Genomic DNA, 12880 nt, shown 5'->3' on the forward strand with positions numbered 1-12880 from the left:
CTCCTTTCGGATTTAACCGCGTCATTGGGCAGTCCTCCATCAGGCTGCAGCTGTAATCTTGCCGAACCCTGCATAAAGTTGGACTGCTCGGGTAAAAACTATAATTATCCTTCACCACCTGCAGCAGTGGAGGTTAAGATAAGGGGCTTTCTCCGCCGCACGCGGCAGCATGACGGAGAAGGCCCTTTTTGGATTGCGGAAGGTCTGGATCCGCAGTCTCCGCAAAGCTTCTGAACAGCTTCCCTGTTAAGGGTCCGCTTGTCCCTTAGTCCCCACTCATTATACATTTTCCAGTATAAAAAAGAAAACTCCCCTGTACAACAAGGGAGTTTCCAAACAACGCATAAATTAAGGTGCAAAGACCAGATCATAGACATGCTTCCATGTGCTCCACTGGAGTACATCGCTGAGTTCCCGTTTGCCGATAATGACATATCCTGCAACCAGCCCGCCGGCGAGCGCAGCGATCAACAGGAGAGGAATCAGAAACCACTGGACAATGGTCCATTTGGATACGCCGCGCCGTTTGACCGGCTGCTGCTTGTCCTCTTCAGGCTTTGGTTTGTTCTGAGCACTCATTCCTTCACCTACCCGCGCATATTATTGGCCAGGCCAAGCATCTGGTCACTGGAGGAAAGCGCACGGGCAGCCAGCTGGTAAGTGCGCTGAAGCTGCATAAGCTCCGTCATTTCCTTGCTTAAATCCACATTGGACTGCTCCAGATATCCGGATCGCACGCCGAATGACGTCTCTTCACCAGGCTGCCGCTGGAGAAAGGCCTGCCCTTCCGTTACACCATCAGGAAGCACATAAAAATTACCGTCTACAGCCTGCAAAGCCGTCTTGCTAAGCGGCTCAACAATCATTATTGTGCCCGCTAACTGTACGGGTTCATTCTCTCCGGTTTTGGTGAATACCCGGCCCTTCTCATCTATCGCAGCACTGACATTTGCCGGCACTCTGAGCGGGTTGCCCTCTGTGTTCAGCACCGGATTGCCTGTATTGTCCACCAGCATCATCTGCTGGGCATCTTCCGGATCAGGAGTGAAATGGAAATTACCCTGACGGGTATACGCCGTGTCCCCGTTAACCTGCACGCCGAATAGCCCGTTTCCCTGCAGTGCGAGATCTGTAGGGTTGCCTGTCTCCTGCAGCGGTCCTTCCTCCCAATTACTGGTTACTGTGGATACACGTACCCCGAACCCGATATTGAAGCCGAGCGGCATACTGCGGCCAGGCTGCTCATATTCCTTGGACTGCTGCTGGACACGGGTCAGGACATCCTCAAATGAGCCTTCCTTGCTCTTGTATCCATTCGTATTCATGTTCGCGATATTGTCCGCAATAATATCCAGGCGCTGCTGAAGACTGGACATAGAGACGGCCGCACCGATCGTCGAGTTGTTCACAGGTTATTCCCTCCTAAAATCCCCCCACAAAGTGAGGCTTTTACATCGAAGCTGACTCAGGTACTTTGCGGGGACCCCAAACATCTACTGATATGTTCAAAAAGCTAGTACGCTTTGGTTCCGGCTTATACTCTGCCCACTTCATTTACTGCCTTCTGCAGGCTGGTGTCATAGATCTGAACCACCTTCTGGTTGGCCTCATATGCCCGGTAAGCGGCATTCATATCAACAGTTACCTGGGTAGCATCAACATTGGAGCCTTCAATATAGCCCTGGCGCAGCAGGAGATTATCCCCGTCTTCCGCAAAACGGATCTCTGCCGCATCTGCATCATCAGCGTGAAAAACACCATTGCCGTCACGTACCAGCTCCTGCGGTCTTGTAACGATGCTGATGCCGATCTTTGCTCCGGAAGGAAGGCCGGTAGCCGGGTCCAGCAGGTTGCCCTGCCCGTCCACTGCAAGATTATCCATAGGCTCTGTCAGCACAAGCGGATTGCCTGCCGCATCCAGCACCCGGAACCCTCCGGAACTAAGCACTTCCCCTGATGCATTAACAGTAAAGCTGCCGTTTCTTGTATATAAGTTATTCCCTTCATTATCCTGTACGGTAAAAAAAGCCTGCGGCTTGTAAGTAACCTCGCCGTCCTCGCTCACATGCTTGCCCGATCCGTCGAACAGCATGTCCGCTCCGGTTGCCGGATCCGGAAGCCGCAAATCATCAGACAGCGCAAAATCAAACGACTTGCCGCTTTCAATTAAATCGCCCTGCAAGTATTGGGAAACAGCCTGCTCAGCGAATACCCCCGTGTTGAGGCGGCCGACCTGCTTCGCTGTACCTCCGCTCATTGCCGAGATTAATACATCGGGAAAGGCATGGGTTACCGTATTAACCTGCTTGTACCCCGTAGTATTTAAGTTGGCAATGTTCTGCGTCGCCGTATCATGTCTGCGCTGCTGCGTCACCATACCGGCAGCGGCCGTATACAATCCTCTGATCATGCGGGCAATTCCCCTTCCTCAATCTGCTGTTATCCCTTATATCGGCAAGCTAGAATTTTTTCTTAACGGCTTTGTCCAAATTATCCAGCAGGATACCGGTTCCCTTTACCACACAGTGCATCGGATCCTCGGCTACCCAAACCGGAACATGCAGCTCTTCAGAGAGCAGCTCGTCCAGCCCGTTTAGAAGCGCGCCGCCGCCGGTAAGAACCACACCACGGTCAATAACATCTGCCGAAAGCTCCGGCGGTGTACGCTCCAGCACGGATTTGGCTGCCGCCACAATCATGGAGACCGGATCCCACAGCGCTTCTTTTACCTCTCCTGAGGTAATAGTGAGCGTCTGGGGAAGCCCGCTGACCATATCCCGGCCTCTGATATCCATCTCAGCCTTCATACCGCCTGGCCGGACCGAACCGATCGAAACCTTAATATCTTCAGCTGTGCGTTCGCCGATGAGCAGCTTATACTTCTGTTTGATATATTTTAAAATGGCCTCGTCGAATTTATCCCCTGCCACTTTAATGGAGGAGGCAGTAACGATGTCGTTCATAGACAGGACTGCTACATCCGTCGTTCCGCCGCCAATATCGACGACCATATTTCCGCTTGGCTGATAAATATCCATGCCCGCTCCGATTGCTGCGGCTTTGGGCTCTTCCTCCAGATACACATCCCTCGCTCCGCTCCGCTCGGCAGCTTCCCGGATTGATTTCTGTTCAACTGAGGTAATATTTGTGGGGGCACAGATCAATATGCGGGGCTTGGAGTACCAGGTACGTCCGCCCACACGGTCGATGAAATATTTCAGCATCATTTCCGTAATGGCAAAGTCAGCAATAACACCATCCCTGAGCGGACGGATCGTTGTAATATTGCCCGGTGTGCGCCCGACCATCCGGCGTGCCTGTTCACCTACCGCAAGGACCCGCTTCGTATCACTTTCAAGTGTGACCACGGAGGGTTCATCCAGAACGACTCCCCTCCCTTTAACATGTATGAGCACATTGGCAGTGCCGAGATCGATTCCGATATCCTTGCTAAGCATAATGAAAGAGCCCCCAAAGTGTTATTTTAAATAAGAATAGTTAGTTGTAGAATGTGAACTTAATATTGGTTAAAGTCGCTTCATTATTAAGTTCATCTTATACAGTACCAAATTTAAAAATACCATACTTTAGGGGAAGTATACAATGTACTAAACCTGAATTATTGCTTAAAAAGCTGAAAAAATCATGGCTTTGCGGCTACGGCAACCTCGCGTTTCTTGCCTGTCGTTTTTTTGTACTTAATCTTAGTGGCTTCTCCCCCCCGCAGATGCCGGATCGACTTATGATATTCGAGAATGTGCTTTACCTGATCAGCCAAATCCGGATTGATCTCCGGCAGCCGTTCGGTTAAATCTTTATGCACCGTGCTCTTTGAAACGCCAAATTCCTTGGCTATGGTCCGGACCGTATGCCTGGTTTCCACGATGCAGCGTCCGATTTTGATCGTCCGTTCCTTGATGTAATCGTGCACGCTCCCGCCTCCCAACTGTGGATAGTTTGGTACATTATATGAGGGGCGGGCCTATATATTCGCGCTTTCAGGACGTGACAAGCCTATGAAAGCCCATTTTCTTTCCGGGACAACCGTTTGATCTGATGATTTTTTGAAATAGGACTAAAGTTGCACTTTTAATAATAAGCATTAAAGTTACTCCCCCTGACGCAAACGCAAAATAACAGGGAGCTTACGCCCCCTGTCCCCTGCAGATATTTAGCGCTGAGCCAGCAGATCGGACGGGTTAACAACTTTACCGTCCTCGTACACTTCGAAGTGTACATGATTGCCGAGATCCTTCTCGATCTCACTGCGTCCCGCCGTTGCCAGCGTATCACCCTGCTTCACTTCATCGCCCTGCTTCACTTTTACATCGCCAAGACTCTGATACACGGTCTTCAGATTGCCCGGATGGGTAATCTCAACGACTTTACCGAATACAGCAACCTCTTCGACCCGGGTAACTTCACCGCTGAGTGCAGCTTTGACATCAAAGGTTTTGTTGTCTTCACGGGCAAGATCAATACCGACATTCGGCACGAAGGTATCATTGTACTGCACCATAGCCGCCACATGACTTTCTTCCGTACCGTTCTCGTCGTAGAACGGCTTAACAACCTGCACTTCACTTGGACTGGCTACCGGCCAGGCCAGGCTCTCTGTCGATGCGACAACTTCAAGCGCTTCCGGATCAGCCGGTGTGCCGGCTTCATTGCCGGAACCGCTGACGTCCTGGGACACTACAGCGGCAGTGTCAGGATTAAGCGGCTTTTGGCCGGCATCCTGATAGAACCACACCAAAGTTAGGATAAGAGCCGCTGCCGCCGTGTAGACTGCCGGGAATACCCAGCGTTTGGATAATGCTCTGTTCCATGAAGAAGGCTTGGCGCCTGAATCTCCCTGCTTATTTTTGAGAGATTCATCATGGGTTTGCTTGTTTTTGTCTTGTTCATTCATAGTTTATCACCTCAGTAACCAGTGTTACCGGGCGGTTCGCTTTTATACGTATCTTTTAAGTTATTTTTTCAGGAGAGTTGAGACTTGGGTAAACTGGACTCCGCTATAGTAGTGTTTGAGAATCTGGGTGGCTGTGCTCCCTTCCTTCGCCATCCCGTTTGCCCCCCACTGGCTCATGCCGACTCCATGCCCGTTGCCGTAGGTGGTAATCAGCACTTCATTGCCCTGCCGCTTCCAGGTGAACTGGCTGGAGCGCAGCCTCAGCTTCTCGCGGACCTCGCGGCCGGTGAATACCTTTCCGCCAATGGATATTTCCCTCACACGGTGGCCGGCGGTCAGCGACAGCACTACTGCCGGCAGTGCTGAGGAGGACGAGGATACGGGCTTCATTTTGCCTGAAGCAGCAAGGTCCTGTGAAGCAGGCAGTGCAGTTGCATCCAGTCCAAGCTTGCTCAGCAGCTCGGAGGTGCTGAAGCTGACCGACACGGCCAGGTTCGGTGTAATCTCCAGCTCCCAGGGACTCGAGACGCTGCGCAGATAAGGAACGGCTACATTCCAGTAGTCTTCCGAATTTTCGGTATAGCCTCCGCTGGAGGCAAAGAAGGATGCCGTAATCGGCTGCCCTTTGTAGGTCATGATCACTCCGCGCGTCTCAAGGACCGCGCGGCGCAGTTTGGCCAGCGCGGCGCTCTTGCCGCCGTGCTCCCAGTCCCGTTCCAGCACCGCCAGCGAGATGTAAGCCTGATGGCTTACTGTATCGCTTACATCGGCCTCCGGAACGGGCACCCCGCTGTGGTCGCCGGCCAGCAGGCGGCGAACGATAAAGGTGCGGGCGGCCACGGCCTGCGCTTTGAGCGCTTCGAGCTCAAAGTCCGCCGGCATCTCGGCCGCCAGCACGCCGCTGACGTAGTCCTCCAGCGGCAGGGTCTCTATTTGTCCGCTCCGCGACAAATAGACGGTCACTTCCGGCTGCGGAGCCTCCGCAGCAGCCGCTGCCGGCGGCGCCGGCGAGGCCGTGGCCTGCGGCACGGCCTCCGGGGCTGGCTCATGTCCCCCGCGCAGCGGGACAAGAGCCAGCGGCAGCAGCAGCCCCGCGAGCAGCGGGGCTGCCAGCCAGGCGGCGGGGGCGAGCCGCCTGATCTTGGGAGCGCGCGGCTGCTTGGCGCGCCGGAACTTCATTCTGCGTTTCAGGTAGCGGAACTCTCTCATCTCTTCTATGGCTCCTTCCGTAGGCACTGGTGATTCTTATAGATATGAATTTACGGAAGCTGCTAGAACGTTTTTTCTGAGAGTTAGAGAATCCTGAAACATAAAAAGACTGCCCGCATAAGCAGAGCAGTCTTCAACATTCAAAGTAAAATAATTATACCCAAGTCGGCTGAACCTGGAAGCGCGGCTTCAGCTCTTCACTTTTGGAAGCTTCAGGCTTAACGGCTTCTTCTTTTGCGGCCGGCGCCGGAGCAGCTGATTCCTGCATCGAAATCCGCCAGATGTCCGCACCAAGACCAGACAGCTTCTCAGCCAGATTTACATACCCGCGGTCAATGTGATGGGTTCCGCTGACCTCTGTAGTTCCTTCGGCAACAAGACCTGCCAAAATAAGCGCAGCTCCTGCACGCAGATCCGTCGCGCATACCTTGGCGCCCACAAGCTGGGCATTGCCGGTTACGATCGCGGAGCGGCCTTCAATCTTGATTTCGGCATTCATGTTGTGGAATTCATCCACATGCATGAAGCGGTTCTCAAACACGGTCTCGGTAACAACAGAAGTGCCTTCCGAGCGGAGCAGCAATGCCATCATCTGCGACTGCATATCAGTCGGGAAGCCCGGATATGGCAGAGTCTTCAGATCAACCGCCTTCAGCGGCTTGTCGCTGATGACACGGATGCCGTTCTCGTCAGGAAGTATGGTTACGCCCATCTCCTCCATCTTGGCGATTACAGGCCCGAGATGATCGGCAATAGCGCCTTCGACATAGACATCACCGCCGGTAATCGCTGCAGCCGCCATATAGGTGCCTGCTTCAATCCGGTCAGGAATGACATGATGTCTGACGCCATGCAGGCGCTCAACGCCTTCAATACGGATTACGCCTGTGCCTGCACCGCGGACAATCCCGCCCATGCCGTTAATATAGTTGGCCAGATCGACAATCTCCGGCTCCTTCGCAGCATTCTCAATTACAGTTACACCTTCCGCGAGTGCCGCGGCCATGATTATATTCTCAGTTGCCCCTACGCTGGCCACATCCAGATAGACCTTGGCTCCGCGCAGACGGCCGTTAGATTTGGCTTCAATATATCCCTGCCCCAGACTGATCTCTGCACCCAGCGCTTCAAAGCCCTTGAGATGCTGGTCAATCGGCCTTGTTCCAATAGCGCAGCCCCCCGGCAATGAAATACGGGTATGCCCCATACGGGACAGCAGCGGGCCCATGACTAGGAAGGATGCACGCATTTTGCGCACCCATTCATAAGGCGCCTCACAGGAGGATATGTTTCTGGCATCTACCTCGATGATATCGTTCTGGTATGTAACGCCCGCACCCAGAGATTCCAGCACTTTGCTGATCGTCATTACATCGTCAAGCGGAGGAGCGTCCACAATAACGCTGACTCCTTCTTCTGCCAATAGAGAGGCGGCTATGATCGGTAGTACGGAATTTTTTGCGCCGCTAACTTTCACGCTCCCGGTCAATCTGTTGCCACCGCGGACGATAAATTTGCTCATTTCGGTTTCCCTCCGCGTCCATTATTTCTGAAATTAATTTTTAAGGTAAGATGCATCTGTTAAAATATCGGATATTCCGTCAGTGCGCCCGATGTGCGGGCACGCTCCTTAAACATCAGTGTTGACATAATAAAACCTTATTATTCGACACCATTTTTGCCTTATGGTCTATGAGAGATATAACCAAACCACCTGCCATTAAAACATGTTGCGGACCTGCCCGCTCCAGCCCAGGTAATCCAGCAGAAAGCCGGCCACGAAGTGGCCCAGGACGATTGCCAGCAGCAAATGCAGCAGTCGGCCCTGCGGGCTCTTGGGATATCTTATGACCAGATCGAGCTTAAGGTTCTGAAGTGCCCACCAAGATAAGACTACACAGAGCAAAGAAACGATCATGGATACCAGACCGCTGGTACCGACCGCACTGGACAAATCTTCAACCAATATTTGATCCATGGAAAACCTCCGTGTAAGTTACTTGGAAATCGACTCTTATATCATACTTGTGCAGGTCAAAAGAATCCAGTACTTTTACAAAGTTTTAAACATTACATGTCCAGATAGCTTGGAATGTTACGAGATTTTCATAATATTTGCCACTTCGCCTCATAAAAAAACGGCCAAGCCATAGGCTTGACCGCGGTTTGATTACTGTTGTCCTTTTCCGGTGGACACCTTGATCCGTGTAACGGCGCGCTGAAGTGCCAGCTCCGCACGACGGTGATCAATTTCATCCTGTTTGCTGCGTGACTGAAGACGGCGCTGAGCCCGTTCCCTAGCCGCTTCGGCGCGTTCAACATCAATATCGGTAGGCAGCTCGGCGCTTTCGGCCAGAACCGTTACTTTGTCTTTATGCACTTCCACGAACCCGCCATGAACAGCGATAGTGGTCGTAAGACCCTCCGATTTCACAGTGAGCGGAGCAACCTGAAGTGGTGTCACCAGCGGAATATGTCCCGGCAAAATGCCCAGCTCCCCGTCGACTCCGCGTACAGTGAGGCTGGTAACCTGCTTGGAGTAAACAAGGCGCTCCGGTGTGACAATTTCAAGCAGAAAGGTATTCACTTTCATTCCTCCTAAAAGCTTAACTTCGTTAAGCTCGCATCGAAAGCATAGGCTTTAGCTTTACGAAGTGAAGTTCGCTATCGAAAGCCAGATCTTAACTGATTACAGGGATTTCGCTTTCTCGACAGCTTCTTCAATCGTACCTACAAAGAGGAAAGCTGCTTCCGGAAGATCATCGTGCTTGCCATCCAGAATTTCCTTGAAGCTGCGCACAGTTTCTTTGATCGGCACGTATTTGCCCTTGAAACCGGTGAATTGCTCAGCTACGTGGAAAGGCTGGGACAGGAAGCGTTCAACTTTACGGGCACGTGCCACAATAACCTTGTCTTCCTCACTCAGCTCATCCATACCCAGGATCGCAATGATATCCTGAAGCTCTGTATAACGCTGCAGCAGCTGCTTAACGCCCTGTGCCACGTTGTAGTGCTCTTCGCCGACAATCTCCGGAGCAAGGATACGCGAGCTGGATGCCAGCGGATCTACCGCAGGGAAAATCCCTTTCTCGGAAATCTTACGCTCCAGGTTGGTCGTTGCATCCAGATGGGCAAACGCCGTAGCCGGAGCAGGGTCAGTATAGTCATCCGCAGGTACGTAGATCGCCTGGATCGAGGTAACGGAGCCTTTTTTGGTGGAAGTGATGCGCTCCTGCAGCTGACCCATTTCTGTAGCCAGTGTAGGCTGGTAACCTACCGCGGAAGGCATACGGCCGAGCAGGGCGGATACTTCGGAACCCGCCTGGGTGAAGCGGAATATATTATCGATAAAGAGCAGCGTATCGCGGCCTTCCACATCACGGAAATACTCCGCCATGGTCAGACCGGTCAGAGCTACACGAAGACGTGCGCCCGGCGGCTCATTCATTTGTCCGAATACCATTGCGGTTTTCTTGATAACGCCGGAATCCGTCATTTCATGATACAGGTCATTACCTTCGCGGGTACGTTCACCTACACCGGCGAATACGGAGATACCGCCGTGTTCCTGCGCGATGTTGTTGATCAGTTCCTGGATGGTTACGGTTTTACCAACACCGGCACCGCCGAACAGGCCGATCTTGCCGCCCTTGGCATATGGGGCCAGCAGGTCGATAACCTTGATTCCTGTTTCCAGGATTTCTGCCTGTGTGGACAGTTCATCAAAGGTCGGAGCCAGACGGTGAATCGGGTTGCGTTCTGCAACCACATCAGCACCGTTATCAATAGGATTGCCCAGTACGTTGAATACACGGCCAAGCGTAGCCGCACCGACAGGTACGGAAATCGGTCCGCCCTGGTCAATAGCATCAAGTCCGCGCACCAGGCCATCTGTTGACGACATAGCAATACAGCGGACAAGATTATCACCCAGGTGATTGGATACCTCAAGGGTCAAATCAATGTTGCGGCCGTTTACCAAGCTGGTTTCAATCTTGATAGCGTTGAAAATCTCGGGCAGCTGGCCGCGTTCAAATTCAATATCGACAACCGGACCCATAATGCTTACAACGCGTCCTTTGTTCATCTTATTATTTCCCTCCTCGAAAGCTGTTGCATTGAGAAGAAACGGAGAATACCTTCACCTGCGGCGTAGGCCCCCGTTTCCTGATCTTTAAGACTGCGCGTTCGCTCCGGCCACAATCTCGGTAATTTCCTGAGTGATTGCCGCCTGACGGGCACGGTTATAAGTAAGTCTAAGTTCGCCGATCATCTTCGATGCGTTCTTCGTTGCACTGCCCATCGCTGTCATTTTCGCACCCAGCTCACTGGCCTTGCCGTCCAGAACGGCGCTGTAAATCAGCGTTTCTGCGTATTTCGGAAGCAATACTCCGAGCACGCCTTCAGGAGAAGGCTCATATTCGTAGTTTGCGCTTGCTTCATGGTGTCCTCCGCTTACCGCATCCATCGGCAACAGCCGGTCAACAGTAGGAACCTGGCTGATCGCATTGACGAACCGGTTATAGCAGATGTACAGCTCGTCGTAGACACCCGTTTCAAACTGCTGCACTGCAGAATAAGCAATCGATTTGATGTCAGAGAACTTAGGCGAATCTGACATCTCGGTTAATTCCTCCACAATCGGATATTCGCGGCGGCGCAAGAAGTCACGGCCTTTGCGGCCGATTACGAACAGGGCGTACTCATCCTTGGATTTATGCTTTTCTGCCAGCAGCAAGGTCAGCTTACGCAGAATATTGGCATTGTACCCGCCGGCGAGACCTCTGTCGGATGTAACGATGAGATAGGCGGTCTTCTTCACCGGACGGCTTACCAGCATCGGATGGGTCACATCCTGGGTGGCAGCGGCAATGTTCGTTACAACCTCTTTCAGCTTCTCCGAGTACGGACGGGCAGCCTCTGCCTTCTCCTGCGCCTTGCGCAGCTTCGAAGCGGCTACCATCTCCATCGCCTTGGTGATCTGTCTGGTGTTTTGAACGCTTTTGATTTGACGTTTGATATCACGCATGCTTCTTGCCATGATTTTCACCACCTTAAAGCTTTGACGAAGTCAAAGCTATCTTCGTAAGCATTAGCTAAGCTTTGACGAAGTCAAAGCTATCTTCGTAAGCATCTACTAAGCTTTGACAATGTCAAAGCTATCTTCATAAGAGCCTGCCGGAGCCCGGGCTCACACCGGGCCTCCGGTTCAGACTGTCGTTCTATGTGTATTAACGATTAACTGGTCGCAAAGCCTCTTTTGAATTTGTCGATAGCTTCTTTGAGGGCAGCCTCGTTATCTGCAGTCAGGTCCTTGGTATCCGTGATGGATTGAACGATTGCAGCACCGTTGGTATCCACAAAGGCCAGGAATTCCTTCTCGAAGCGTCTAACGTCTTTGACCGGAATGTCATCAAGGTGGCCTTTGACAGCTGTATACAAGCTGATAACCTGATGTTCTACAGACAGCGGCTGGTTAACGCCCTGTTTGAGAATTTCCATCATCCGGGCACCGCGGTTCAGACGGGCCTGCGTAGATTTATCGAGATCGGAGCCGAACTGGGAGAACGCCTGAAGCTCACGGTATTGGGCCAGATCCAGACGGAGCGAGCCGGCAACCTTCTTCATCGCTTTGATCTGCGCCGAACCGCCTACACGGGATACAGAGATACCGACGTTGATCGCCGGACGCTGACCGGAGTAGAACAGGTCGGATTCAAGGAAGATTTGGCCGTCTGTAATCGAGATTACGTTCGTAGGAATGTAAGCTGATACGTCGGAAGCCTGTGTTTCGATGAACGGCAGGGCGGTTAATGAACCTCCTCCAAGCTCATCGCTCAGCTTCGCTGCACGCTCAAGCAGACGGGAGTGCAGGTAGAATACGTCACCAGGGAACGCCTCGCGGCCCGGTGGACGGCGGAGCAGCAGGGACAACTCGCGGTAAGCGGAAGCCTGCTTCGAAAGGTCATCGTAGATAACCAGAACGTGCTCGCCTTTGTACATGAAGTATTCACCCATCGCACAGCCTGCGTACGGAGCAATATACAGGAGCGGGGAAGGCTCGGAAGCCGATGCCGTTACTACGATTGTATATTCCAGCGCACCGTGGCGGCGGAGGGTTTCCACAACCTGTGCAACTGTGGATTGCTTCTGGCCGATGGCAACGTAGATACATTTCATGCCATTGCCCTTTTGGTTGATAATCGCATCGATGGCAATTGCCGTTTTACCGGTCTGACGGTCACCGATGATCAGCTCGCGCTGTCCGCGGCCGATCGGCACCATCGCGTCGATGGCTTTAAGACCTGTCTGCATAGGCTCATGAACCGATTTACGGTCGATAACGCCTGGTGCATTGCTTTCAACCGGGCGGAATTCTGTAGTTGCAATCGGGCCTTTGCCGTCAAGCGGCTGACCCAGTGGATTCACTACGCGGCCCAGAAGGGCTTCGCCTACAGGTACCTGCATAATTTGTCCGGTACGTTTAACTTGATCGCCTTCGCGAATTTCCTTGTACTCACCCAGGATAACAACACCGACGTTGCTTTCTTCCAGGTTGAGCGCCATGCCCACTACTCCGTTGGAGAACTCCAGCAGTTCTCCTGCCATCGCGTTTTCCAGACCGTAGACACGGGCGATACCGTCGCCGACTTGAATGACGGTGCCGATTTCGGCCACTTCAATATCGGCTTTATATTGCTCAATTTGACTTTTGATCAAACTGCTGATCTCTTCAGGTCTAATGCTCAATATCCTCAC

13 protein-coding genes are annotated in these 12880 nt (G+C 52.5%); all 13 read right to left on the reverse strand.

Features of this window, described 5'->3' with window-relative positions; all coding sequences use genetic code 11:
- Positions 1 to 348 precede the first annotated feature (348 nt).
- Positions 349 to 579, reverse strand: coding sequence for a DNA-directed RNA polymerase subunit beta (locus M2108_RS04520; protein WP_277468200.1), 231 nt, complete (start codon positions 577 to 579; stop codon positions 349 to 351).
- Positions 580 to 587: 8 nt separating this feature from the next.
- Positions 588 to 1409 carry a flagellar hook-basal body protein gene (locus M2108_RS04525; RefSeq protein ID WP_277468199.1) on the reverse strand — a complete coding sequence of 274 codons (822 nt, stop codon included), beginning with the start codon at positions 1407 to 1409 and terminating at the stop codon, positions 588 to 590.
- 125 nt (positions 1410 to 1534) lie between these two features.
- On the reverse strand, positions 1535 to 2410 hold the full coding sequence (locus tag M2108_RS04530) for a flagellar hook-basal body protein (protein ID WP_277468198.1): 876 nt from the start codon (positions 2408 to 2410) through the stop codon (positions 1535 to 1537).
- Between the two features lie 49 nt (positions 2411 to 2459).
- The gene (mreB, locus tag M2108_RS04535) at positions 2460 to 3458 is read right to left on the reverse strand and encodes a rod shape-determining protein (RefSeq protein ID WP_167360634.1); all 999 of its coding nucleotides are present in this window, start codon (positions 3456 to 3458) and stop codon (positions 2460 to 2462) included.
- Positions 3459 to 3643: 185 nt separating this feature from the next.
- Entirely contained in the window at positions 3644 to 3931 is a 288-nt protein-coding gene (gene spoIIID, locus M2108_RS04540; RefSeq protein ID WP_038597396.1) for a sporulation transcriptional regulator SpoIIID, read from the reverse strand.
- A 240-nt stretch (positions 3932 to 4171) separates the two neighbouring features.
- Positions 4172 to 4912 carry a stage II sporulation protein SpoIIQ gene (gene spoIIQ, locus M2108_RS04545; RefSeq protein WP_277468197.1) on the reverse strand — a complete coding sequence of 247 codons (741 nt, stop codon included), beginning with the start codon at positions 4910 to 4912 and terminating at the stop codon, positions 4172 to 4174.
- A 60-nt stretch (positions 4913 to 4972) separates the two neighbouring features.
- Positions 4973 to 6121, reverse strand: a complete 1149-nt coding sequence (gene spoIID / locus M2108_RS04550; RefSeq protein WP_277468196.1) for a stage II sporulation protein D — start codon at positions 6119 to 6121, stop codon at positions 4973 to 4975.
- Positions 6122 to 6275: 154 nt separating this feature from the next.
- Positions 6276 to 7643, reverse strand: coding sequence for a UDP-N-acetylglucosamine 1-carboxyvinyltransferase (gene murA, locus M2108_RS04555; protein WP_277468195.1), 1368 nt, complete (start codon positions 7641 to 7643; stop codon positions 6276 to 6278).
- A gap of 198 nt (positions 7644 to 7841) precedes the next feature.
- Positions 7842 to 8099, reverse strand: a complete 258-nt coding sequence (locus M2108_RS04560; RefSeq protein ID WP_277468194.1) for a DUF1146 family protein — start codon at positions 8097 to 8099, stop codon at positions 7842 to 7844.
- Between the two features lie 192 nt (positions 8100 to 8291).
- Entirely contained in the window at positions 8292 to 8708 is a 417-nt protein-coding gene (locus tag M2108_RS04565) for a F0F1 ATP synthase subunit epsilon (protein ID WP_277468193.1), read from the reverse strand.
- Positions 8709 to 8810: 102 nt separating this feature from the next.
- Positions 8811 to 10208: a F0F1 ATP synthase subunit beta gene (gene atpD / locus M2108_RS04570; protein WP_277468192.1), complete on the reverse strand. Its 1398-nt coding sequence runs from the start codon at positions 10206 to 10208 to the stop codon at positions 8811 to 8813.
- 87 nt (positions 10209 to 10295) lie between these two features.
- Positions 10296 to 11162, reverse strand: coding sequence for an ATP synthase F1 subunit gamma (gene atpG, locus M2108_RS04575; protein WP_277468191.1), 867 nt, complete (start codon positions 11160 to 11162; stop codon positions 10296 to 10298).
- Positions 11163 to 11359: 197 nt separating this feature from the next.
- The gene (atpA, locus tag M2108_RS04580; protein ID WP_068728027.1) at positions 11360 to 12871 is read right to left on the reverse strand and encodes a F0F1 ATP synthase subunit alpha; all 1512 of its coding nucleotides are present in this window, start codon (positions 12869 to 12871) and stop codon (positions 11360 to 11362) included.
- Positions 12872 to 12880: the final 9 nt, after the last annotated feature.

Source organism: Paenibacillus sp. PastM-3 (assembly GCF_029893965.1).
In the GTDB taxonomy this organism is placed as follows: domain Bacteria; phylum Bacillota; class Bacilli; order Paenibacillales; family Paenibacillaceae; genus Paenibacillus_AQ.

Coding starts and splice junctions, on each gene's coding strand:
- murA (WP_277468195.1), bottom strand. CDS start 7,643: ATGAGCAAATTTATCGTCCGCGGTGGCAACAGATTGACCGGGAGCGTG.
- atpG (WP_277468191.1), bottom strand. CDS start 11,162: ATGGCAAGAAGCATGCGTGATATCAAACGTCAAATCAAAAGCGTTCAA.
- M2108_RS04530 (WP_277468198.1), bottom strand. CDS start 2,410: ATGATCAGAGGATTGTATACGGCCGCTGCCGGTATGGTGACGCAGCAG.
- mreB (WP_167360634.1), bottom strand. CDS start 3,458: ATGCTTAGCAAGGATATCGGAATCGATCTCGGCACTGCCAATGTGCTC.
- spoIID (WP_277468196.1), bottom strand. CDS start 6,121: ATGAGAGAGTTCCGCTACCTGAAACGCAGAATGAAGTTCCGGCGCGCC.
- atpD (WP_277468192.1), bottom strand. CDS start 10,208: ATGAACAAAGGACGCGTTGTAAGCATTATGGGTCCGGTTGTCGATATT.
- M2108_RS04520 (WP_277468200.1), bottom strand. CDS start 579: ATGAGTGCTCAGAACAAACCAAAGCCTGAAGAGGACAAGCAGCAGCCG.
- spoIIQ (WP_277468197.1), bottom strand. CDS start 4,912: ATGAATGAACAAGACAAAAACAAGCAAACCCATGATGAATCTCTCAAA.
- M2108_RS04560 (WP_277468194.1), bottom strand. CDS start 8,099: ATGGATCAAATATTGGTTGAAGATTTGTCCAGTGCGGTCGGTACCAGC.